Origin of the sequence: Bradyrhizobium sp. Mp19 (assembly GCF_029952935.1) — a bacterium.
GTDB classification, from domain to species: Bacteria; Pseudomonadota; Alphaproteobacteria; order Rhizobiales; family Xanthobacteraceae; genus Bradyrhizobium; species Bradyrhizobium elkanii.
The window spans coordinates 92112-115087 of the sequence record NZ_JASAUT010000018.1 but is presented as its reverse complement, the minus strand read 5'-3'; the positions used below and the strand labels follow the sequence as shown (position 1 = coordinate 115087).

General features: G+C 59.8%; 21 protein-coding genes and 4 pseudogenes. 9 read left to right on the top strand and 16 right to left on the bottom strand.

Translation table 11 applies throughout. The features are described from left to right. Positions 1 to 359: 359 nt before the first annotated feature. The 3 genes from QJT82_RS20890 to QJT82_RS20880 all read right to left on the bottom strand — a co-directional run bounded on the left by QJT82_RS20890 (position 360) and on the right by QJT82_RS20880 (position 1551). The gene (locus QJT82_RS20890; RefSeq protein ID WP_196238240.1) at positions 360 to 500 is read right to left on the bottom strand and encodes a hypothetical protein; all 141 of its coding nucleotides are present in this window, start codon (positions 498 to 500) and stop codon (positions 360 to 362) included. Positions 501 to 588: 88 nt separating this feature from the next. Beyond that, entirely contained in the window at positions 589 to 822 is a 234-nt protein-coding gene (locus QJT82_RS20885) for a hypothetical protein (protein WP_245288891.1), read from the bottom strand. A 501-nt stretch (positions 823 to 1323) separates the two neighbouring features. After that, complete coding sequence (locus QJT82_RS20880) at positions 1324 to 1551, bottom strand: hypothetical protein (RefSeq protein WP_016841019.1); 228 nt, start codon at positions 1549 to 1551, stop codon at positions 1324 to 1326. Positions 1552 to 1764: 213 nt separating this feature from the next. Between QJT82_RS20880 and QJT82_RS20875 the strand changes: the two genes are divergently transcribed. Beyond that, positions 1765 to 3159: a carbohydrate porin gene (locus QJT82_RS20875; RefSeq protein WP_028344067.1), complete on the top strand. Its 1395-nt coding sequence runs from the start codon at positions 1765 to 1767 to the stop codon at positions 3157 to 3159. 917 nt (positions 3160 to 4076) lie between these two features. Here QJT82_RS20875 and QJT82_RS20865 read toward each other — a convergent pair. From QJT82_RS20865 to QJT82_RS20850, 4 genes are all read right to left on the bottom strand, one after another. Further along, positions 4077 to 4271 (bottom strand): hypothetical protein, encoded by a 195-nt coding sequence (locus QJT82_RS20865; protein WP_028344066.1) that lies wholly within the window; start codon positions 4269 to 4271, stop codon positions 4077 to 4079. Between the two features lie 200 nt (positions 4272 to 4471). Further along, complete coding sequence (locus QJT82_RS20860) at positions 4472 to 5899, bottom strand: TAXI family TRAP transporter solute-binding subunit (protein WP_035633243.1); 1428 nt, start codon at positions 5897 to 5899, stop codon at positions 4472 to 4474. Positions 5900 to 6246: 347 nt separating this feature from the next. After that, positions 6247 to 6516: a hypothetical protein gene (locus QJT82_RS20855; RefSeq protein WP_264641714.1), complete on the bottom strand. Its 270-nt coding sequence runs from the start codon at positions 6514 to 6516 to the stop codon at positions 6247 to 6249. 62 nt (positions 6517 to 6578) lie between these two features. Continuing rightward, positions 6579 to 7691, bottom strand: a complete 1113-nt coding sequence (locus QJT82_RS20850) for a DUF1236 domain-containing protein (RefSeq protein WP_028344064.1) — start codon at positions 7689 to 7691, stop codon at positions 6579 to 6581. Between the two features lie 233 nt (positions 7692 to 7924). On the opposite strand from QJT82_RS20850, the gene QJT82_RS20845 reads away from it, so the two are divergent. Next, entirely contained in the window at positions 7925 to 8152 is a 228-nt protein-coding gene (locus QJT82_RS20845; RefSeq protein ID WP_028344063.1) for a hypothetical protein, read from the top strand. Between the two features lie 247 nt (positions 8153 to 8399). Here the strand turns inward: QJT82_RS20845 and QJT82_RS20840 are convergent, their stop codons facing one another. The 4 genes from QJT82_RS20840 to QJT82_RS20825 form a co-directional block, all read right to left on the bottom strand. Further along, positions 8400 to 8912 (bottom strand): PRC-barrel domain-containing protein, encoded by a 513-nt coding sequence (locus tag QJT82_RS20840; RefSeq protein ID WP_028344062.1) that lies wholly within the window; start codon positions 8910 to 8912, stop codon positions 8400 to 8402. Positions 8913 to 9277: 365 nt separating this feature from the next. Then, positions 9278 to 10378 (bottom strand): glycosyltransferase family 4 protein, encoded by a 1101-nt coding sequence (locus QJT82_RS20835; RefSeq protein ID WP_035633239.1) that lies wholly within the window; start codon positions 10376 to 10378, stop codon positions 9278 to 9280. Between the two features lie 129 nt (positions 10379 to 10507). Next, on the bottom strand, positions 10508 to 10717 hold the full coding sequence (locus tag QJT82_RS20830) for a hypothetical protein (protein WP_028344061.1): 210 nt from the start codon (positions 10715 to 10717) through the stop codon (positions 10508 to 10510). 463 nt (positions 10718 to 11180) lie between these two features. After that, complete coding sequence (locus QJT82_RS20825; RefSeq protein ID WP_028344060.1) at positions 11181 to 11414, bottom strand: hypothetical protein; 234 nt, start codon at positions 11412 to 11414, stop codon at positions 11181 to 11183. Between the two features lie 353 nt (positions 11415 to 11767). Between QJT82_RS20825 and QJT82_RS20820 the strand changes: the two are divergent. Continuing rightward, positions 11768 to 12226: pseudogene (locus tag QJT82_RS20820) on the top strand (transposase); the annotation flags it as partial. A gap of 197 nt (positions 12227 to 12423) precedes the next feature. Here QJT82_RS20820 and QJT82_RS20815 read toward each other — a convergent pair. The 4 genes and pseudogenes from QJT82_RS20815 to QJT82_RS20800 form a co-directional block, all read right to left on the bottom strand. Further along, positions 12424 to 12633: a hypothetical protein gene (locus tag QJT82_RS20815; protein WP_028344059.1), complete on the bottom strand. Its 210-nt coding sequence runs from the start codon at positions 12631 to 12633 to the stop codon at positions 12424 to 12426. Between the two features lie 347 nt (positions 12634 to 12980). Then, on the bottom strand, positions 12981 to 13214 hold the full coding sequence (locus tag QJT82_RS20810) for a hypothetical protein (protein ID WP_080686960.1): 234 nt from the start codon (positions 13212 to 13214) through the stop codon (positions 12981 to 12983). Between the two features lie 656 nt (positions 13215 to 13870). After that, on the bottom strand, positions 13871 to 14776 hold the full coding sequence (locus QJT82_RS20805; protein WP_080686959.1) for a PAS domain-containing protein: 906 nt from the start codon (positions 14774 to 14776) through the stop codon (positions 13871 to 13873). A 1017-nt stretch (positions 14777 to 15793) separates the two neighbouring features. Continuing rightward, positions 15794 to 15928, bottom strand: a pseudogene (locus QJT82_RS20800) (DUF2934 domain-containing protein); the annotation flags it as partial. 824 nt (positions 15929 to 16752) lie between these two features. Between QJT82_RS20800 and QJT82_RS20795 the strand changes: the two are divergent. Beyond that, positions 16753 to 17082: a hypothetical protein gene (locus QJT82_RS20795; RefSeq protein ID WP_028344057.1), complete on the top strand. Its 330-nt coding sequence runs from the start codon at positions 16753 to 16755 to the stop codon at positions 17080 to 17082. A 114-nt stretch (positions 17083 to 17196) separates the two neighbouring features. On the opposite strand, the gene QJT82_RS20790 is transcribed toward QJT82_RS20795, so the two are convergent. Then, positions 17197 to 17388, bottom strand: coding sequence for a hypothetical protein (locus QJT82_RS20790; RefSeq protein ID WP_028344056.1), 192 nt, complete (start codon positions 17386 to 17388; stop codon positions 17197 to 17199). 398 nt (positions 17389 to 17786) lie between these two features. On the opposite strand from QJT82_RS20790, the pseudogene QJT82_RS20785 reads away from it, so the two are divergent. From QJT82_RS20785 to QJT82_RS20765, 5 genes and pseudogenes are all read left to right on the top strand, one after another. Then, positions 17787 to 18270 (top strand): annotated as a pseudogene (locus QJT82_RS20785) (hypothetical protein). Positions 18271 to 18510: 240 nt separating this feature from the next. Further along, positions 18511 to 18759: a hypothetical protein gene (locus tag QJT82_RS20780; protein WP_028344055.1), complete on the top strand. Its 249-nt coding sequence runs from the start codon at positions 18511 to 18513 to the stop codon at positions 18757 to 18759. Between the two features lie 487 nt (positions 18760 to 19246). After that, positions 19247 to 19993: a Crp/Fnr family transcriptional regulator gene (locus QJT82_RS20775; protein WP_041482691.1), complete on the top strand. Its 747-nt coding sequence runs from the start codon at positions 19247 to 19249 to the stop codon at positions 19991 to 19993. 2174 nt (positions 19994 to 22167) lie between these two features. Beyond that, positions 22168 to 22428: pseudogene (locus tag QJT82_RS20770) on the top strand (type II toxin-antitoxin system RelE/ParE family toxin). A gap of 18 nt (positions 22429 to 22446) precedes the next feature. Next, the gene (locus QJT82_RS20765) at positions 22447 to 22803 is read left to right on the top strand and encodes a HigA family addiction module antitoxin (protein WP_035633634.1); all 357 of its coding nucleotides are present in this window, start codon (positions 22447 to 22449) and stop codon (positions 22801 to 22803) included. The last annotated feature ends 173 nt before the right edge of the window (positions 22804 to 22976 follow it).

Sequence of the window (22976 nt, the reverse complement as noted above, 5' to 3'; positions counted from 1 at the left end):
CGCCAAAGGCGATGGCGACGTATCCGGCAATAGTGATCCGGTCGTATCGCTCGGTCATGCCGAAACTCTCAGGCCAGCGGCCAAAGCCACGTTGACGTAGGTCAAGCTAGGTGGACCGCTGGAGTCCGGGAGATCGGAGCCACTCGCGCATTGTTCACCAATTATCGCTAGTTCGAGACCTCCGAGTCGGGCTGCCCTGTGCCGTCGGCTTCGCTTCTGGCTTCGAACGCCTCTTGCTCCGACTGCGGGCGTCTCCGGAGTAGGCCTACCAGCCCTGCGCCACATGGAGCTACGCAGCCCGATCATCGTCCGAGATCGCTTTGTCAGCTTGCCGAGCGCTGACTGGCGGCAGCGCCGGTTCATTCGCTGCTCGGTCCGGCAACATGTCGCGGCTCGAGCAAGCTCAGCGCGGTGTCGATCTTCGCGAGCAGCTTCTCTTCCGGAGTAGGATCGCCCAGCGCATTTAGCCGCTCGACAGTATCCAGATCGCTGATCGACAACGCCAGGCGTCGGCATCCCTACGCCTCCGCGAGCCAATGGGCCTTCTCGTCTTCCATGGATCTCCAACCGGCGGGTTGCAAAAAGCGCTCAACCGCCCTTCAGCGCGTCCTTGACTTGCGTCGCAGGCCAGCTGTCGCCCACGCGCCTCGCGCGCACCTTTGCGCCACCACCGACCAGGACATGAGACGCAACTTCTTCGTCTGTATCGAGAACCATCAGGTCCGTTTCCGGCTTCCAGTTCAGCGTCAAGTCGAGATCGCCCGGAAAGACCTGCCATCTCGAGCCGTCATCGAGCTCGACGATGTGGCTTTGCAAGTGCACGCGTATCTTCATGATTCAAGCGGCATGCGGCTGCTGCGGGGGGTGTTCGACGGACGCGGAGCGTCGCAGCCGGCCATCCTCGCCATGGCCGCACTTGGCGCATCTCAGCCGAACGTCCTGATGGGAATAGGGGGCGTTCGGGCCCGCCGCCATAGGCCAGGCGCCGCAGTTGGGGCACTTCACCAAAAGGGTATCGGTTTCGATCATCGGCGGCTCCGTAGCTGCGCCCCATTCGAGGGTCAACGTACGGCGGTCGGCATGGTTGCCTGGGTTCGTCCGCTGCCCCTCCCCAAAAAGGGCGCCGTCCCGGCAGAAAAGCGGCCCGCCTGACATGACCGGACGGGCCGCTTCGTGATCATCGTTGTTTGATCAGCGTATGTGAATCAGCCAATAGCCGGCGCCGCCGATCACGATGACGGCGGGAACGGCCCACAACAGAAATACAGGCATCGTTCATCCTCCTTGTCCTTCCGACCGGCCCGAACCATGGCCGACGGATCATCACTGTTCGGTGCAGACCTTGGTGGTCTTCACGGCGGATTCGGCTTCCGTCTTGGTCTTATAGACGCCGTCGCCAACGACCGTCGTGGTGGTAGTTGTCGGCTTTGTGTCGACGACCGTGCATTTCTTAGTCGCGGCATCGCGCACGATGTAGAATTCGGCGGCGCTCGCAGCCTGCGCACCGAGTACAAAAGTGGCAAGGGCGCCGCAGACGATCAGCTTATTCATCTCACTCCTCCATTCTGGCCCCACTCACGAACGGCAGCGTCAAGGCAAAGTTCCGATTGTTCCCGGGGTTGCCGTTGCGCTGCCGCAAAAATCACGGGCTTGGAAAATCACCTGGGCGGAACCAGCCAGCGCGCGCGCTCTTGAGTTTGCTATTCGACCGTGTCCCAATGTGCCTCTGTCTTGCGGACTCCTCGCTATGCGGTTCGATTGAACATGGTCGTTAGATGCCTGACGCTGGCGGTCCTTGTTGCGGGGCTTCTCGCCGGCACCCACGCTTTCGCGCAGGAAGACAAGAAGACCGACGAAGACAAGCCTGCCGATCCGGACACCGGCGAGAGCACCATCGAGGAGAAGACGCTTGGACTTCTGCCGAACCCCTTTCAAAAATACGGGATCAAGTTCGCCGCGACCTACATCGGCGAGACGCTCGGAAATGTCTCCGGCGGGCTGAAGCAGGGAGCGATCTACGAAGGCCGGCTGAACCTTGCCGTCGATGTCGACCTGCAGAAGCTCGCCGGCATCGACAAGCTTACCTTCCACGCCAACATGTTCCAGATTCACGGTGCGGGACTGTCGCGCAACTATCTCGACAATCTCTTCGTCGTCAGCGGCATCGAGGCATTGCCGTCGACGCGACTTTACGAAGCCTACTTCGAGAAGCAGTGGGGTAACAAAAAGGTCTCCCTGAAGTTCGGGCAGCTCGCCGCCGATAGCGAGTTCTTCAACACGAAATATACAGATGTCTTCACCAACGCATCGATGGGGTGGCCGGCAATCACATCTCTCGACCTGCCCAGCGGCGGTCCGTCGCCGCCGTTGGCGGCAATGGGCACCCGGCTGCTGGTCAACATCACGGATCAGCTATCCATTCTTGGCGGCGTCTTCGACGGCAACCAGGCGGGTCCGGGCCGAGGCGATCCACAACAACGCAACCGATACGGCGTCAACTTCCGGATTAACGATCCGCCCCTTCTGCTGGGCCAAATCCAGTACTCCTGGAACAACACGAAGGGCAATCCCAATCTGACGGGCCAGATCAAGTTCGGCGGGTGGCGCCACCTCGGGCCATTCTCCGATCTTCAACTCGCCAGCAACGGCGTTTCGCTTGTGGCGCCGGCCAGCAGCGGCACTCCCCTGATGTTGGCAGGCGATATCGGCGGATGGGCAGTTTTCGAGCAGCAGATTTATCGCGTGCCCAAAAGCGATGAACGGGGAATCGGCGTTTTCGCTCGCATCTCCGGCGCTCCCGCGGACCGCAATCTGATTGATCTCTACGCCGACGCCGGACTCGAGTTCATCGGCCTCAGCGGCAAACGGCCGGACGACAAATTCGGCATCGCTGCTGGCTACGCCCACGTCTCGAAGCGGGCTCAGGCACTGGACGTCGACAATCGCGTACTCTTTGGTCCGACATGGCCGGTGCGCAGCTTCGAAGGACTGTTGACGGCGGTGTATCAATATCAGTTACGGGACGGCTGGACCCTGCAGGCAAATTTCCAATACATCATTCATCCCGGGGGCGGAGCAACGGACCCGGCGGGGCCGATCCCGGGCCGAGCGCTCAAGAACGCAACAGTCTTTGGCCTGCGCACGACTTTGAAATTCTAGGAGGCAGATTCCGCCGTTAGGGGTTGTCCAACACCGACACATCGCCTGCCAGGCGGCTTGCGGCCCTCGCGAACGTTCCTGGCGAACCACAGCCCCACTCCGGAGCCCGCGCGGCGTTGGCCCAGTAATGCGAGAGCTCCTGCCCCCAGTGCTTCCGTCCCGCCAGTCCTATCGGGCGGCCTCGTCGCGGGACTCGTGTCGGTTGCTTCTCCGCTCGCATCCTATCTTCGCCGCTCCTCGCAGCACGTTGCTCACGCCACCTGCTCCCGCCCGCCCGCCACATCGTCGGCGCGCCGTGAAGAGCCTCGCGGCCGACCTGCCTCAGCCGCTCGGGCGAGGTGTCGCCATTCGTCGTCCAAAATACTTAAGCTACGTGGGTGCGTGCGCCGGTCTCATAGCGCGACACGTCTTCGCAGATCTCGTCGAGGACGATACGCAGAAGCGCGGTCATTGCCGGATTGAACATGAGGCCCCAAAGGAAAAAGATTGTAACGCAATCACAATCACATGGGCGCCAAATTCAAAAGTGTTTAGCGCCCCAATATCCAGCTAAGTCTACACTCGAGATCCGGCTCGGCAAGCTCAGAAAGTGGCCGCACCGCAGTGCGGATTGAACCTGCCTTCGGTCAAGCTGTTGCGCGGGCCCCGGCGCCGAGGCATTGCGGACAACCAGCAACCAACGCCTGGTTTTCCCGTTGTCGAGCCGGGAAAGAAACGAGAAAGGAATGATCCGATGAGGAAGTTTGCAATGGTGGGGCGACCGGAGGCGTGATCGCCGGCGCGGTCATCGGAGGCTTGCTTCCTCGGCGTATGCCTGGGAACCGGATCCGGGCTACTATGACTACGGTCCAAGGTACTATGGCGCCGGGTACTAAGGCGGACCATACGCCTACGACGACGCATACGATGCTCCGTAATCACGTGCCGAGATCTTTGGTTTCGGCGATGACCCACACACCGCCCTCGGGCCCATTCGCACTTTTGACGATACGGCCGATCCAATGGGGTTCTTTGACAAGCAGATCGATGGGCGGATCGATGATTCCGCAGCGGGCTGGAAAGGCCGTTCGGGTGACTTCCGGCAACCGCACACCGTTTCGTATCGAGGCCATCGACGCGCCACATCCGGGAGCGACGGACGCCACACTATCGGGCCCCTTGGTGGTCCAGTTCCAGCTTCGTCGGACGCGTTGGCCCCCTAATCCGCTGGTGACGCACACGCCCGAGTTCGCGTACTGTCTACTTTTCAAGGTACCGAAAGAAGGCACCCGCAGAATCATTTTCCCAAGGTGCAGTCTTCTCATACGAGACCTTATCCCCGAGGCGCAAGGCTGTGACTCACTGCCGCGCCTCGAACCGGTTCAAGGGGACCTCGTTGCAACGCAGCTCGCCTTTCGACGATGGCATGGTTCAACAGTTCGAGCACCAGGCCAAATGCTGCCAGCTCTTCTTCGTCGATGGCGGCATCATCGTAACTTTCGAGCGTTTCCGCGATGATTGCATCAGCCTCGCGCTGCAGGGCTAGCAGTTCCTCGTTGGTTTCCGCGGTCCGCGCGCTGGAAACCATGGCCAGGAGCCTGTTGCGATGGCTGGTATTTTCCTCCCTTTCGTCCCGATTCAAATAGCGACGCAACCAGGCGCCGGCCGAACCGATCGCGGAGAGAAGCAGGAGAGCGAACCAGAAGTAGTCGCCGTATCTGTCAAGAAAGCTGCGTTCGCTACCTTCGATGACGGCCGCCGCTCCCCGGTGCACGGGCAGCTCGGCATCTTTCTCGGTGTCAGGCTTGGTAATGTGTGCAGCCCCCGGCACTTGTCTGGCAATCGCCTGACGGACAGCGAATAATTGCCGGAAAAAGGCCGCAACCGTCGCTTCAGACAATGTCTTTCGCGCCACGATCAGGTGGCTGACGCTGACCGTCTCAATCTTGTCATCTGGCCAAGCCGGATCGGCATTGAAGACGCCGGGCGGAATTTCCTCGGATTCATACCGCGGGTGCTTCAGAGCGATGGCTTCCGATGTCTCGATCGCGAGAAACTTTGGCGCGCCTCGCACGCGGGTCGTTGCAGCGATGGCATCGGAGGTGATTTTGCTATCGAGCGGACCGACCGCCATGAAAGCATCGAGGGTCGGGTCGCGTGCCAGCTCCTCGATGTGGTCCGTCCCAAAGTGCATAATTGCGAGCTTGTCCGCCTGCACGCCGGAGGTGCTAAGGATAACCCGCAGGAAAGCAGCATTCGCCGGGATCCGCCCGATTACGCCGACACGATGCCCTGCGAGATCTGCGATCTCCTTGATTTTCGGCGCGTGCTTTCTTTTGGGGGCCTTGCCCGCAAGTCCGGAAGGCGCCCACAGCACAACGAAGTTCTTACGCAGCGTGGCGACGGTCTGCGCGTCGGCGGGCATATCCAGGTCGCCGCGACCGACCGCAAGGTCGGCCCTGCCAGCACGAAGCAACGCGAGGGATTCGACCGCCCCGGCGGCTTTGATCGGGGACAGCTTGACGGTTCTGCTTTCGCTGGCGAAGGCATCGGCCATCGCCTCAACTACTTTGTGATCATCGCTTCCGGGAGGCCCAACCGCGATCCGGAGAACTTCCGGCCGCAGCGCATAATACAGTGCGCCCGCTGCGGCGCCAAAGACTAGAAATCCAACGGCCAGGACAAGCAGCAATGAATTGCTCCTTCTCCGCCGTCGGCGGGCAGCGTCATTGGTTTTATCTGTATTGCTTGACGAGGACATGTGCCGCTGCCAGCCAGAGATCAAAGCGCGTCCTGCTTCCTAGGATATCTGCCGCGAGCGCTTGGTGGCAGCGCGAGTGATGAACAACTAGGCAAACCACGACACGCGCCGTCTTTCTTCGCCTGCTGCGGCGGAATCCTGGGTGCCGAGCAACTTCAGCGCAGTCTCGATCTTGGCGAGGAGCGAGCGCCTGGATTTCGGCTCGCTCGTTCGGGCCGAGACCGGCTTCGAGCCGCGCCGGTAATTGCTCTTTCTGTCCCGGGAGCTTCGCAATAGCAGACATCTCATCACCGCGAAAACGTAATCGACGGCGAAAGGGCCGCTCAGAGAGCGGCCCCACTTCTAATTCACCAGCTCCGGGTGCCGAAGCTGAAACCGATGCTTGGGCCACCGCCGTAGTAGCCGTAGCCGCGATCGTAGTAGTCCGGACCACCGTAGCTGCGGCGGACCACGTAGCCGTCGTCTCCGCCGTAGTAGCGTTGCACATAGCGGGGACCGCGGGTCCGGTAGCAGCGGCCATACTCGTTACAGACAAGACGGACTTGCTCGATGCCCGCAGCCTCAGTCGACGCGATGGCTGCAGGTGCAAGAGAAGCCGCACTCGCAGACGACACCATCAAGGTCGCGGCGAGGGCTCAAGCGCGATGTTCTTCATGGATATTCTCCTTCCTTGGCGAGATCAGTCGATCTCTTCGATGATGCGACGCTCGTGGGGTTCGACGATGTAGGTCCGGCTGTCCCGGTTGATGTACCGGTACTCGCGAAGGGTCGGATATTCCCGATAGACCTCTTCGGGAAACGCTTCGATCTCCACGCCTTCCGGCACGCGCTCTCCGATGCGGACCTCGGTACGAACCGCGCTGCCGGTGGTGGTGCGACGCTCGCGCTCGACCGGCCGCGCCTTGGCGTGCTTGCGGATGACCTCGCGGTCCTTGTCGCTGAAGGTCGTCTTGCGCTGTTCGGTGCGCGCCGGCGCGGCCGCCGTGGAGCGGCCCGAGTATGGCAGGACCGCGACGATCTTGTAGCTGGAAGGCTCCACGATCACGATCTCGTCCCTCACCAGCACGAAGTTGTAGCCCCGGTACTGGGGCACGATCTCGACGACCTCCGCAGGCAGCGGCTGCAGACGTACATCGCGCGGCACGGCCGTGCCGACCGACAACGAGAAATTCGCGTTGTTGAGCGGTTGCACATTCAGGTGTGAAATCGACGTACTGATCCGGGTCCGCTGCTGATCGTTGATGTTCACGGACGCGTTCACGTTCGTGCTCGACGAGCGATCGGCCGTATTCTGCTGGCTGTTCGGCTGCTGGGCCGTGGTGGTCGAATTGCTACCCGTCGGGGACTGAGCCTGATTGGTGCCCGAAGCCGGTGGGTTCGCGCTCTGCGTCTGATTGTTCGCAGGCGGATTGGTCTGAGCCTGGTTCGAAGGCGGAATAGTCTGGTTGGAGGGCTGGCTGGTCTGCGCCTGGTTGGTAGAGTTATTCGACGTGGGCGCCTGCGTGGTGTTGGTGCCCGTACCGGAGTTGGACGTTTGGCCTGCAGCGCTCTGGCCGGTCGCTGGCGGAGGCTGCGTCTGGGCCGAATTCGTCGAAGGGTTGGTCTGCGCGGATCCCGGAGCGGAGTTGGACGACGGTGTCGACGTCGAAGAGGACGGCGGCGTCGACGTGGAATCCAGTTGACGCTGCGTAGCCGACGGATTGGAGCTCGACGTGCTCGGAGAAGATTGTGCGAGAGCCGAAGTCGCGAGCGCGACTGCGGCGGTCGTAGCCAACAATAAACGCTTGTTCATCTGAAATCCTCCTAATTGGTAATTGGTCGCCGAACAACACCGGACGAAGGGGCAGGTTCCAGAACGGGAAGTTTCGGCAAATCGGCTGAGACGGCGCCGGCGGAAATTCTTCAAGCCGCAAGAAATTAGTCTCGCGACATGAGCAGTGTGCCTTCCAACTGCCGGGAGAAACGGAACTTCGCGCCCGCCTGCCCGTTGGCAGTGACTACTTATAAGCCATTGGAGGAGATACAATGAAGAAGCTGAACGTGTGCGGCGCCCTCGCCGCCTTCGTCCTCGGCACCCAGGCCGCAGGCGCCGCCGAGTTCTACATCGTTCGTGATGCAACGACCAAAAAGTGCACCGTTGTCGACACCAAGCCAACGACGACCACGACGACGGTCGTGGGCGACGGCGTCTACAAGACCAAGACGGAAGCCGAGTCCGCCGTGAAGACCACCAAGGTCTGCACCGAACAGTAAACGGCCATCGCAGGGCCGAGCCGGCCTCGCGAAACGTTCTGAAGGCCATTGAAGGAGAAGATGCCTGTACTTATTTTATGGGGCGTTCCGCCGTGCTCGGTGTTGGCGGCGTCGGCTATTGGATAGTTTCTGCAGCGAACGGTCCGCATGAAAGGCTCGCCCGCAAACCGGGCGATTTTTTTGGACCGTTGGGCCCGGCAGAAAAAAGGGCCCAGCGGGGGCCCTTTTTCCGTGAGTTCTCGCCGCACTAATTGTAGTCCGAGTATTTGAATTGCGGGAGCGCCTTCAATTGCTCCTTGTTGCCGCTCATGACCGCGTGGTCCGGGACCCAATCGTTCGCGTTGCGGTTCGTCGTATTCGTCGAAGCCGCGCCGGTGGTGGTGTCGCGCGAGTTGGTCGAGGTGCTGCTCGAGCTGGTCCGGACCGGCTCTTCGACGAACTTCAGCTTGTCCATCGAGACGGCGATGTCGTGCTCGCCCATGCCCAGAAAGCCGCCGATACCGATCACCACCGCGTTGATCTTGCCGGCCTTGTCGACGAGCAGTTCGTTGATGTCTCCGAGCTTCTCGTTGGCCTCGTTGTAGACGTTCAGGCCTATCAGCTTCGAAGCGCGCCAATTTCCTTTGAGCGCCATCTTCGCATCGGCCGGCTGGCCCGTGACCGCCGGCGCGGCGCGATCGGCGGGCTGGGTGGATTGCGCGAACGCGCCGCCGCCGATCACGGCAGTGCCAAGCAGAGCGACGGCAAGAAAGCTTTTCATCGATTTTCTCCTCCAACGTGAGCCGCACCCGTTCAAGATGCCGGGCCCCAACGCGCGCGATTGCCACTTGTTCCTGATGGCTCTTTCACTCGGAACGGGGCGCAAACCCTGCTTGATGGCGGTCAGGACCCAGTCCACTAACGATGTTCGGTGCTCACGAGCCGGACGACAATTCCCTTGCCTTGGGAGCGAAAGCAAGCCTGCCGAACCTGATTCGAACAGTCTTCCGCTTGCTTCGCGGAGTCGCCGGCTGCTGGACCTCCGGCTGTGGAGGAGGCACTTCGTCCGCAAGAGAGGCCGTCGCGAGAAGAACAAAAGCCGCCCTGGAAAGAATGGTTTTTCGTGCGAGCCTCCTGATCGGCAACTCAACGAAGAGACTCCGAAGCCGTGCCAACTTCCGGGCGAAATATGGTTGACCCCGTCTCGAATCCTTCGCGTCCTCCGCGGCCGAGCAGCTCGCGATATCGGCGTTCGTACTCCTTCACCATCCGGCTCGCGGCGAAGCGCTCCTCGAACCGGGCGCGGACCACTCTTCTGTCCAGCCGGCCCAGTTCGTTCACTGCCCTGATCGCCTGCTCCTCGTTATCCACGATAAAGCCGGTGACGCCGTCTTCCACCACTTCGGGCACCGAGCCGGCGCGGTAGGCAATCACAGGTGTCCCGCACGCCATCGCTTCGATCATGACGAGCCCGAACGGCTCCGGCCACCCGATCGGAAACAGCAACGCGGCGGCTCCGGCGAGGAACGGCTGCTTCCCGATTTCGTCCACTTCGCCGACAAGTTGGATCTCCGCGCCATCGATGTTCGGCTCGAGCTTCTTCTTGAAGTAGGCTGTCTCCGCGCGCGGTATCTTGGCCGCTATCCGCAGCGGCGTCCGCGCGGCGCGTGCGATGCGTATGGCGGCCTCCGGTCCCTTGTCCGCCGTCAGCCGCCCGAGGAAGGCCAGGTACGAACCACGTTCGCAGGACGGCCTAAACAGATCATTGGGCAGCCCATGCTGGATTGTCGCGATCCAGTTCGCATCCGGAAGTGGTCGACGCTGGTCGTCGGAAATCGCGACGAAGGCCGCGTTTGGGAAAGCCCCGATCACATCGGACAGCCCGGGAAGGTCGAGCCGGCCGTGCATTGTCGTCAGGAACGGCACGCCGGTCCGGCTTAGCACCGGAAGAGGCAACCAGTCGACGTGGGAGTGGATCACGTCGAAATCGCCCGCGCGATCGGCGATGGCTTCGATCAGCAGCGCGCATGCGGCGTTCGGATCCGTTCCCCTTCGCCCCAGGCGCAGCGCACGCGGCCAGACAGGATGGAGCTTTGCCTTTGTCTTCGAATCCCCGCTCGCGAACAGGGTGACGTCGTGTCCGAGCTCGACCAGTTCGTCGACAAGCCAGGCGATCACGCGCTCCGTGCCGCCATAGAGCTTCGGCGGAACGCTCTCGGCCAATGGAGCAAGCTGGGCGATCCGCATGCTAGGCCCCGACCACGGACTGCATGGCAATCACAACGACCGCGGAACTGAGGTATGAAATCGCCAGCAGCGTCCAACTGGGCTTTGTGCTTTCGCAGACCATCCGCGCGACGAACATCTTCACGCCCGTCAACCTTCGTCTTCGGGAGGCTGGTGCAAGTAGGCTATCCCGAAGCTGGCGAGACCTTCGGCATCGCTCTCTCGCTCTTCCCGTCTCCTGTGCAAATAGCGCTCGAGCAGGCAGCGGCGGCTGTCGTGAACGTCAACGTCAGGGTGCGCCGCCCGGTATACGATCCAGGCCGTCTCTGCCGCCCTTCTCACCGTGACTTCGTCGACCATCCTCACGCTCCAAGCGACCGCATCCAGTCGCTGCCAACTCAGCGCGATGGCGAAAGTTTCCAATTTTCCCCGAAATCTTCGACCTTTGGTGGAGAAGCGCTCGACAGGCCGATCAGAAAGCTTTCGCCCGCGGCGTGATCGCGGATCCGATTCAGCGCGATGATCTGGCCATATGGCCCCTAAGCACAGCTCCGCAAAAACCGGTCGACGGCGCGAAAAGTGTCATAGACGGTGGATTCTTATGAAAGGCACGCGATCAGCTAGCGCGTCGATTCTTTGCCCCAGGTGATCAACCAGCAGCTTCGCACCGACAGTCATGCAGCCCCCAAGGCACTTGGACACTTGAACAGAGATGCCGCCAATTGCGGCCCTCGTGTTCGGCGGAGTAAAACGCCGCGGAGACCTCGAGCGATGCCAGAAGATATGGCGCCATCAAAAATCCTGCGCGAGACGATCGGCTTCATCAGCTTGACAGTCGCTCGGGTCGCCGGACGGCATTGACCGTCGGCGGGTCGATCATCGCGACCATACCGACATTGTTTCCGGTGGCGAGCGGCTTCGAGCGCCACCATGGCGCCATTGCAGCCTCGCCTGCGGCGCGCTTCTGGGCCGCTCGGGTGGCAAGGATCGTGGTCGCCGCCCGGGCGCGCGCCAGCTCCTTGGTTCGCCTTCCGGTTATCCTGAAGCGGTAAGCCACCGGTCCTTTCCTTTTGGGCGTTTTGGGCGGGAAATGGTTAAGCTGACGTTCAAGCCAACGTGCCGACCAGCACCAGGCGGGCCGGCGCCACTGGCATGGTCCTGACTCGACGAAAACCAAAAGCATCGCATACCAGGCGAGGGTCGTGCCGATCAGGAGCCGCGCCGAGGCGGACGCTGCCGATGCGCGGCTGCCGCATGCGACTTATGCCGGGTTTCATCAGCCGGCCGCCACCCGCGCCGGCGGCGGCCGCTGGCATTTTGGCGGTTTTTCTCGACATCAGGCGAACCGGTTTCTGCCACGTTCACCGTCCGAAGCAAACACGCAGTGGCTGAGATGGGCGCTGGCGAGGCATCAACGGCGAGACACCCCAACGGCGCCGGGCCGTCCGCCATGAGCTCAGCGCACCGCTGATCGCCAATTTGGAAAACTGGATGCGTGAGCAGCGTGCCAAGCTCTCACGGCGGAACGATGTCGCTAAGGCGATGGACTACATACTCAAGCGCTGGAGTGCGTTCACCCGCATCCTTGAGGACCGACGCATCTGCCTGTCGAACAACGCCGCCGAACGAGCCCTGCGCGGCATTGCCCTCGGGCGGAAGTCGTGGCTGTTCTGTGGCTCCGACCGCGGTGGCGATCGTGCCGCGATGAGGTACGGCCTGATCGTAACGGCCAAGATGAACGACCTCGATCCACAAGCTTGGCTCGCCGACGTCCTGGCGCGCATCGCTGCACATCCGGTCCAACGGCTCGACGAACTCCTGCCCTGGAATTGGCGCGGCCAGAACAAGCAAGCCAATCAGGCTGCCTGAGTGAGCGCTACGCGGTCCTCACCGGATGCTTACTGCAAAACAGCTGCTCTCGCCGCTGAGCTACGTCCCCAATTGCTTTTCAAAATCGCCACTTGGACACAAGAATTTGGCTTTCCCTGCTGGACTCGAACCAGCGGCCTCGGCCTTCGGACAGGCGGGCTCTGGCTTCACTAAAAGTCAAACCGCCGCGGAGGTGCTCAGCGCCAAGCCTTCTCGTTTTTCTTTTCGTAATCATTGAAGGCCTTCTCAAGCCCGCCTAGGACCTCGGCGGACGTCTCGAACATCGCCTTCAACTGCGGATCGTCGACCTTCTGGATGTCATCGCGCAGGTGGTTCCGGATGTCTTGGAGCGCCTTTTGCATCTTCTGCGTATGGTGCCGGGGCTCGCGGTCTGCCGCACTTGCCATGATCAGTCTCCTTGTTCCTTAGGGCAGCGCCGGACACAGCAGCATCCGGCGAACGGCGGTTAACCGATTGCCGAAAGCGGCGTTCCAATTACGAAACTCGATAAAGGCGGAATGAATACAGAATTTGCTTACTGGATTTAGCGGCCGCTAACGTGACCGCCTCGACGCGGCGACGCGCGATGAATCCTTTTGCGAAATCGCAATTCACACCTGAAATTGCGATGCAACCCAAAGCGCGCAAACGCCTCTCACGTCACGATCTCAATGTGATCGCCGCGCCTTCCGCACGGCCGCGGGCCTGACATCCTAATAAGCCTCGTCAGGCCGGCGCACCGATGCATCGATCGTTAGCGCTTCGCGGGCGGGCCGCTCTTATTTCCTGGCAGGCCTTTGATGTTTGAGGGATCCTGCTGTCGCACGTGCTGATTTTGAGGGTTTGAACCGACTGTGCCCTGGCCCGGCGCGGGGCCGTTCTTGTTTCCGGGGGCGCCGCTAATGCCGGTTCCTGAATTCTGCGCGCTCGGAGAATTCGTGGCGCCGGTTGAGCTAGTGGCCGGCCGGCCAGGCGGCGTAGCGGCCATGCCTGGCTTTTCCTGCTCGCCGACGTAGCCAGATTCACCGGAATTGCGTGTCTTAACGCCCTTGTCAGCTTCGCTTTGTTGGCTCTGGGCCGCGGCTTGTTTGACCGTCATCGGCGTCGCCGCGATGACTGCGGCTGCAAGCGCGATAATGCATGTCCTCATGAGCATTCTCCTCCAGATTGCCTCGCACATATAACCCCCTTCGCCAGCCTGATTTCCTTTGGCCACAAAGAAAATCTCAGGGCATAGCGGTGATCAAGATGCTAGTCAAAGCGCTGCGCTCTCCGATGGGCCCTGCTCCGAACACGGGGTGATGATGGTGGCTGTCCCCCGGTAGATGATGAAACGGGGTCACGACTTGAGTCGGCCCCAAGCATCTAAAGACGGAGGACAGCCGTGCTTTGCTATTTCGACAGCCGCTGGCGCAAGGCGAGGTCATCCAAATCGGGGAATGCGGATTTCGCCGCGCGACCACGGAGTATGCTGCCAGCTGTTCGCATGGCTAAGCTCCTGATCAGACCCAGCTGGTCCTCACTCGGAGTATGTTGGCCGTGGGTTGAGAGTATACCCACTAGGGCGCCCGAGTGGGTCATGAGCGGCGTTGACTGTACGGCTTTAAAACCGGCGCGTCCGGCGATGTCCCGAAAAGGCAGAAATCAAAGGTCCATTGTGACGTCATCGAGAATGACGGGCTGCCGATTGAACAACGCACGACCGCAAGCACACCCATCCCTGATCGTTACACTGAGAAACTCTTCAGAAAAGCCCTGCTGAGCCATGATCTCCAGATGGCCCGTCTTCCAGTCGAGCAGTTGAATGTTGCCGAGCTCTTGGCCGGTAATAACCAATGCCTCGCTCAAAGCCGATTGGAGGAGCGGCAGTTCCGAAACGTCATGCATCTTCGCGATGCCTTCCGTGCACGAACTATTAGGTGGCGCTTTTACATTGGGCTTGAGAATTGAGAGCGACACCCTCTCCTCGATCAAAGCGCGAGATACCAAGATTTTCTCGTGAGTTTCCCTTAGAACCTCGCGCGCTTCAAGAATCGCCCTGTCAGCAGAGCGCAAGAGCGCCTCTGACGACAAAGGAGGAGAACCCGCTTTCTCAGCCCTTCTGGCCAGAACAGAAGTCGTTGCATCGGTGACATGATGGACTACCGCAACGATCGCGCCATTGTCATCGAGAACCGGCCAGTTCTTAGGGTGCCAATAACGGACCTGCCAAGGGCGTCCTTCAGGCTGGATGTCATATCGTTGCATGCGCATCACCTGACCGCGTTTTTCGTGAAGAACTTTGCCAAAGGACTCGGCTAGATTTGCAACGCCGTCGGCAAATGTCAGGTGTGGATTGTCAGGGAAGGCGTCGAACATATCCAAACCGGCTAACGTATCTCGCGAGCGGGAGACGCTGCCGAGATAGGCCTCGTTGGCGTTAACAATCTTCAGATCCGGCGTGAGCAGAAGCATAGGTACAGGGGAATGCTCAAATGATCGATGCCACGCATCGTGTGCGCCGGCCATCAGAGCTTTTGGTGAGCGGAAGTTCGGTTGCACAGTCGTCATTATTGAACCGGTCTCTGAGATGCGCCCTTACTCTACTAGCTGAAACCGGCTTTTACGCCAACCGAGGCGACACCGTGGGATTACGGCATTCGCTGGGAACCATTCTGGCCCCATAGCTCCCCAGGCGCGTTGCTTCGGCTCATCTCCCGGAAGAACGTTCTTCGGGCGCAGATCGCTTTCTACCGTCCTTTGTCGGATCGAGAATGAAGATCTCGCGGACGAAGCCGCCGCGGCGCTTGCAGGCTTCAAATCGGGGCGGCTGTCCTTTTGGGGCCGCCGCTGCCTTCTCAACAGCCGACGTCGCTGATGCGCTGATAGCCACCGGCCGGCCGAAAGCCAGATTCACACCCCTCACATCTACGCTGCGCAAAGGCGCGATGGAATTCGACGATGAAGATGAAGTTGGACCGCGACAGGTCCTACCCGGACCGAGGGAATTGCACAAATCCACAGCTCCTCAACGATGACGAGAATTGTCTTGCTTGAGCAAATTCCTCACCCGCCGCCGCTCTTCTGTGATTGTTGGAAGAGACATGCCAAGGATGCGCGCACGTTCAAGAACGGAGTTAACTGGTCGTCTCAGCGCGACTGCGATGCGGTTCGCACTAGCCCGAGCGGCGATCATCGCTTTAAGTCGTTCAATTTCCTCGGGGGTCCACCTTCGATAATGCATGTCCGTAAATGGCTTGAAGTAACATACGTTCCTCGGTGACAACGGTCCAAACTAGGAAACGCATTTCGACTGGAACGCCCGGTGCTATCTGGAGACTACTTTCTCCGTCCCACCCGTCATAGGCCATGCCCTATACCGACGCTAACTCATATTGGGAGGGGTCTCATTGAGTAGCTCACTCACATCCGGCTGCTCGATCTCTGCATTGATATTTGCGGATCTGTTGCATCCGCAGAGCATACCGGCACCGCGCGTGCAGCCGAGGGGTTCGCCGGTCCAGGCGAGGAGCGGATGGCTCTCGCAAACCCAGCCAAGACCGTGACGAATGGAACAATTCAGGTTGGTCACAACGTGTCGGGGGTACGAAGTGGAGAGCCTTTATCCTCGTTGATCAGCTCTTGCTCGGCTAAGTGCCAAAAATCTTCGTCTCGTCCTTCCGGTTTGCCGGCCTTTTCCCAGAGCTGGTAGGCACGCGCAGCTACGGCTTCATCGGATTTCTTCTAACCCTCAACGAGCGGGAGCAACATGCGTTCCTGCCTTGAACGAACTTACTCGTAGCAGCTCTTTGCCGTGACATCGCGATAGTCGATCTCGGCGACGAACGGCAGCTCAAGCCATGTAGCGTTAAGCTTCCTAATCGACTTGGTGAGCTTTGACTTCGAGCTCACGACTGTATGGAGCTGCTTTCGGATGGCTGCACGCAGTCTGCGACCAGCCGGTGCCGCCGATGTAAGCCAGCTCCTTACCCTTATGAAGCCGATAACGGGAAATTTTCGCGTTGTACTGTCTTCCCGGTAGGAACTGGTGCACACTTTGTAACTTAGAGCATTTTCATCACCTTTCGCAGGGGAAGTCCGATGGGTATCCTACGGCAGAAAATTGAAGGGATCGAAACGATTGCAACTAAGCTGTGCCGCTGCGGCAAGCAGGCCGAACTGATCCGGACAATGCTGAACGTGCACAATGGCCGACATGTTCGCATGTTTGAATGCAAAGGCTGCAGCGGACGAACCTGGGACGACTAAGAGCTGTTTCCCTGCTACGCTGTCATGCAGGTGGGTCCTTGGAGCGACACACATAATCTCGCCTCGCACCATCTTTCCCAACCCCCGTCGGACCAGACCCGGCGGGGGTATTAGTAGAAGCCAGTACTTGCGCCGCGAACCGCAAATGCTGCGGAGCGCTACTACCTTTGCGCCACGCCGCTCGGATGGGGATCCCATATAACTTGGATTTGTGTCGTGCAATTTTGCGCGTAATTGCTCTCGCAGCCACTCAAGAACGCAGCAACGCTGGGGTATCGATGGATGACATCTTTCTTCAAGAGCAGAGGGTTGAACGTCGCCGCATCAAGCGTTCCGTGATCAACCGAAGTGCGCTGGTGTCCTTCTCCATGAGAGGGAGATCAATGCCATGCGTGGTCCGCGATGCCACGAACAGCGGTGCGAGTCTGCGCCTACCCGGAGCCACCGTCATTCCGACAAGCTTTCATATCTCCTTTGGCAATTTCGCGTCGTCCCGAGCTTGTCAGCTCATATGGCGAGACGGCGACTTCCTCGGAATTCGATGGACCCTTCAAGGGGAGTTGCTGGCCCGCGACGCTGCCGACTTGCCGGTCTTCTTTGCTTCATAGCTCACCCCGTAATCCTACGCGCCGGCGACGCGCGCAAGGTCCTGCTTGCGAATGCCCAGCCTGTCGCCTCACTTCCGCTACGGGCCATCAGCACAGACATAGCGAAGAAATGTGCTACTCCTTGCGTCCTGCAGTTTGGAACTGTGTAACATTCGGCGCAGGCGGGTTCGGGAATTGCTTGACCGATAATAGATACTCTTCAACGACTTTAAGCGCCGGTTCACTGGCGAAGGGAAACAACCCAAAGACGTTGAGGTCTTCGTGTGGATCCATCTCTATGTTGAATATCTTCGGGTAGCCGGCCATCCCTCTCACTGGGCCCATCCGACAAAGGTACGCCTGCCGCAACACCAACGTCGTGCATGGACTACTCGCGGTGAACGAATTTCAAAGTTACGAGCGCCGCCCAGGAATCTCTCGGCGGCTTCCTAGCGCCGAATTCAGCAGGGGAGGAGCGCGGCTTAACACCTTCGTTGGTCGATATGACAATCGAACATCTGAAGCGGTGGTACGTTCGCAGCGACACAACCGTCAAATATTGATCTAGATCAATCGGGCCAGGTCGCCGCGGCGCCACCGGCGCCGACATCAATTGGAAGAAGCCATGAGCGTATGGCTACGCTCGCCTGTTAACCATCGGCGATCGCTCGCGCCCCCAAGGTTTAGCGGCTTCTCTCGCGCAGGATTCGGCGCGATCATATGCGATGGGCCCAAAACACCACCCTGCCCCACTCTCCGGTGGCGACCGCAAGGCACTCACCAAGGAGCTGGCGCGCCCCCGGGGTGACGACGATACTCGCCACGCGATCGGCCGAGAAGCGCGCCGTCGGCGAAGCGCTCATCCGAGAGGCCGACGATCTGCGCTGCCAGAGCCGGAACGAAAAGATGTGGGCCGACGGCGGCCCGGTCGACCCGTCGCCCTCGATCGACCAGGCGGTCAACGCCGGCTATCCGTGGCTCGAGATCAAATGCTCGCGGTGCAAGGCGCCGCGCGCGGTTGACCTGGCCGCACTGCGACACGTGCCGACCACCCACTTGCATGACCTCGCCGGGCGCCTCCGCTGCATGAAATGCGGCAAGGCCGGCAAGCGGCCGGCCGCCGAGTGCTGCAGCTGTAGTATTGGGCCGGCCCGAAGTACGCCAAGAACCATGGCTGGCATGAGTACCACGAGAGCGGGACGTTCGTGAGGATACTTCAGCCATGCAAAGACCCGTTCGCGTGATGGCCTAGAGAAGTAGCCCCAGCGCGGGGGCGTCGCTGGAGCTCGGCTTCCGTCGTTGTTCGAATGCCGCGGGGGGCAGTGCGACCCGCCAATGGACCTGTTCCTGTGCTCCCCAACAGGCCGCCCGCATTTCAAAAAGCGGGGCCACTAGGAACGCGCCTCCGAATTTCGCTTTGAAATGTTAGGAAATGAATGGGCGCGCTCAATGCCTCGGTATTACTTCGATTTAAAGGATGGCAACGGAACAACCCCTGACGAGGAAGGCCTCGATCTTCGGGATCTGGACGCGGCACAGGACGAGGCTGCGCGATCTTTAGGAGGCATGGCCCATGATGCCGTAGCGACCCTCAGCGGTAGCGACGCTGAGCAAATGGAGATCGAGGTCCGGGACGACAGCGGCCCCGTTATGACGGTCCGCTTTTCCTTCGCGATCAGCCGCAAGAAAATGAGCTAACCTCAAACTGCACGCCCGGGAAGAGCACTGAGGCCGAGGGCTCGTCCCACTCCTCATCAAAGCGAGACTAGAACCGCGCCGGCCGCCCCCTGTTCCAAAAAAAGGCCCCAGCGAGGGGATTGGCTGGGGCCTAGACTGATTGCCGAACCGCTGTCCGCCAGGATGCAGCGGTCGTCATTTTAGGGCTGTAAAAATACGAAATGAAAATCACCTGCCCCATGCCATTGAGGATCTTGGCAAAGTTGGGTTCCCGAAATAACCGAGGTGAATCTCGCGCCCGGCGGGAGCGCACTTTCTGTATCGATTTGTTACAGCAAGAAATCCTACTTTCTCGCAGGGCGAACACGCACCTGATGGTTCAGTCAGCGCGGGAACTTAGTTCCCTTTCCCGCGTTGCTTGTGCATCATCGGCCAAGGCCTTTTCTGTGGGCGCTGGTGACTGAGAGACACTCTCGTGCTCCCGCCTGCGAAGGGGAGGGAGTGTCTGATGCCGCATGTCAAGCTAATCGCGCGTTTGCTGTCCGTCGTTGAGCTGTCCGAGCAAGACAAGGTCCGGCTCCAGCAGATGCCTCACATCATCAAAACATTTAGAGACGGCGACCGCGTCGCACGGCAAGGCGACGTGCCCGTGCATTGTGCCGTCGTGATGACTGGAATGCTGTCGCGTCGAAGGGTTGTTTCCGAACGCAATCAAATATCGTCCATCTACGTACCGGGGGACGTACCTGATCTCCATACGCTGCATCTGCCCGTTTTGGATCACGATCTCTGCAGCGAGGGGACCTCGACTGTGGCCTTCATATCCCATTCGCATCTCCGGCGGATGTTGAAGGAATCTCCGGGGCTGACAAACGCATTTTGGCGAGAGACCCTTATCCATGCAGCGATCTACCGAGAATGGGTCGAAAACCTGGGCTCAAGGGCGGCGCTGCCAAGAGTCGCGCATCTGTTCTGCGAGCTTGCCACCCGTTTTGAGATGGTGGGTTTGCTCGACAACGACACCTTCCGTCTTCCTTTAACGCAGCAAGACCTTGCGGATGCCTGTGGCCTCTCAACCGTCCATGTCAATCGCACAGTTCAGGAACTGAGAAAGATGGGATTGCTCGATTGGCGCGGACAAATCGCCTACGTGCTTCGGCGCGAGGAGCTTGAAACGGTGGCCGAGTTCAGCGCCGATTATCTCCATGCGCTAAAAGTCCCAAGTCCGCGCGCGATCATAATGGCAGCCGGGTGAACCGGCGCTAGGCAGCGCCGGCCCGAACCATATCCAGGCAGGGGAAGATCAAGAACCGGACGCACCCGGCAAATATCGCCGGAGCCGTGGACCAAAGACGCATTTGATCGATGGGTGGGAGTGGGCCACGAAGCTACGTAATTCAAACTTGGAGATCAACGTTAGCATCTGGCGCCCTGTCTCGATGCTCTCCCCCGAAGATCGGCTCGACCGCCACAAAGTTAATGAAGCTGTGGCGAGGCACAAAGAAGAGCCCGACGCCGATTAGGCGCCAGCTTATGTTCACTATTGAGCAAATCGCTCCAGCGCCGTTGATGAGTTATCACCGGCCAAGGCTCTGCTCGTAGGCGTCGGTGGCTGAGAGACCGAGAGCGCTCCCGCCTGCAAAGCCAAGGAGCACAGCCATGCCAATCCAACCTGTTCATCGGGTTCACGATGAAGCCGCCCAAATATCCAAGCAGACCGCATTCGTCCGCGAACTCATTGCAAAGGCGGCTGAACTATTAAAAACTAACTCCGCCCGACACCTTCCTCGACCGCAAAACGCACGATCCTTTCCCGCAAGAGGAGAGCCAGCACGGGAACCCGCAATCCTAACCTGCGTTTTCCCCGGCAGTGTTTTGGCGGAGAGCCCGATGGCGTCGCCAATACCGCCTACAGACAAAAAGTATCTGTGCCCGATTTGTCGCGAGCTAGCGTTGATCCTTTCGGCAGCAACGCTTGCCTTCGCGTCCCGGACGATATCCGATCTCAGCTGCCCTAATGGGCACAGCATCAGAATCACACCCGGGGGCAAGATCGTAACTTCCTCAACATCCCGGCGTGAACGAAAGGGCGCTGGGAAAGTCTAGGGAGGGAAACAGGCGTGAAGCATCAGGCCGAGCTACCGCCTGTCCAGAAGATCAGGCGGATTCTTTCGCCACTCGCGCCACTCCTGGAACGCGATGGCGATGGTGAGAACCGAGAGAACGATCATGAAGGCTGGAACTCCATCACATCCTGGCTTTGATGAAGTCGGCGAGATGGTTAGCGGCTCGCGCCAATGAAGCGGATGCTTCCTTCAGCTCATCCTGAGCCTTCTTCAAACCGCTCTTCCTGCTGGGTGAAATCTTTGTCCCCGCGCCCGTCGTCGGCGAAGATGCGTCGAAACTGATTGATGATCTGGTTCATCGCTTTGCCCGTATCTCTGAGGTCAGGGCTTCCAACGCGGTACGCGTGCTGTGAATGGCTTCGGCGAGGCGATCGGCAGCCAACACGCGCTCGTCATAGCTTTCGATCAGCTGGTTTTCGAGCAGCTGGAGTCGGATATCCTTAGCGAGTACACAAAAATGACGCAGATCAGGCCCGCAGGGCCGAGTTTCAATAGCTCCTGTGCCAAGTCCACTTCGCATTGCCCTACCGCTTAAGCCGCGCGACAATTTCGCCGCCAACTTTGGCGATGAACAGCGAGCCAACGATGGCTCCCATCCATTGATCCAGTGGGGAGGGAAGCGCCGCAATCGTCCACGACTGTGGAAAGGCGCGTGCCTTACACCAAAGGACTGAATAGACGCATACAGCGGCAAACCAGAAGCCTGCTGGCACGATGAACAGTAGTGGGAATCACCATCCGCGACCGGTTAAAATAGCGACTTGAGACGAGAGGCAGTCAGAGCCTGCGCGAACCAGTCCGAGCTCCCGCGCGCCGTATTCCAGCATCGACTTGGCGTGGTTGCGTCCGCGCGACGTGATGAACAGCGCGCAGCCGCTATTCTCGACGAGGATCAGGGCGCGGTACGCATACGCTGCTGGGTTCGCAAGCGCCCATTCGGAGAACGTCACACCGGCTGGAGGAGACCCGACCGACGAGTTATAGCTATCCGAGCCGACGACCTGCCAGGTCGCCCCGTGCTTGAACCGAATGAAAAGATCGCTTTGCGCCCCTGCGGGCCGCTCGAATGCCGACGCGGCCGCCCAGTGCAGGCAAACGTCATCCTTGCCGGCTCGACGATGCCAAATCCCGATCGCGCGCCGACACCCGGCCTCAAGCGCACTCCAGAGCGGCGTGGTAATCCCGCGGCTCCACCTATTCGGTAGGAGGATTCCGCATCGGAAAACTTGCGGATCTACAAGAACGTATCATATTATGATACAAACCTCTTGCGAGGCGTATCACCGCATGATACACTCCGATCATGATCAAGTGCTTCAAGGACGAACTGACCGAAGCAGCCTTCAACGGCAAAGCCAAAAGGCTTTCCGGCCGATCTGCTCAAGCTAGCTCGCCGTAAGCTCCAGTATCTGAACGCAGCTGTGAACCTACACGACCTTTTGGCCCCTCCCGGCAATCACCTTGAAGCCCTGAAGGCGACCGCAAGGGGCAATATAAGTTCCGCATTTACTTCACCTGGACCGCTGAAGGTCCAAAGGAGGTCGAGTTCGTTGACTACCACTAGCCAGACCAAGGAGGTCATATGGCAAAGAAACTGCCCCCAATGCACCCCGGTGAGGTGCTACGCGAGGAATTTCTCATCCCGCTCAACATTTCGGCCGGTGCGCTCGCCAAGGTTTGCGGCGTTCCCCGTACCAGGATTGAGCGTATTGCGAACGAGGAGACCTCGATTACCGCGGACACTGCTCTTCGCCTGTCCAAGGCGCTGAAAACCTCTGCTCAGCTTTGGCTGAACCTGCAGAATGCCTATGACGTGCAGATGGCCGAACAAGAACTTGGCAGCGACCTGGAAAAGATCAAACCGATCGACCGCGAAAGCTGCGTGAAACGAGAGACGCCCGGACGGGAGCCGCCGGGCGCATCTATTCACTCAAGCTGATTTGCGGGCGAATATTGGCTACGACTGCAAAAGTCAATCCACTGGGGATCTCACTCCACAAGGCCGGCTGTCTTACCGGAAGTACGTCATGCCGCCAACGACGATCGACAGGACAAAAACCAAAGTGGCAGCTCCAATAATCCACGGCATGTCACGGCGTTCTCTGGGGGTCA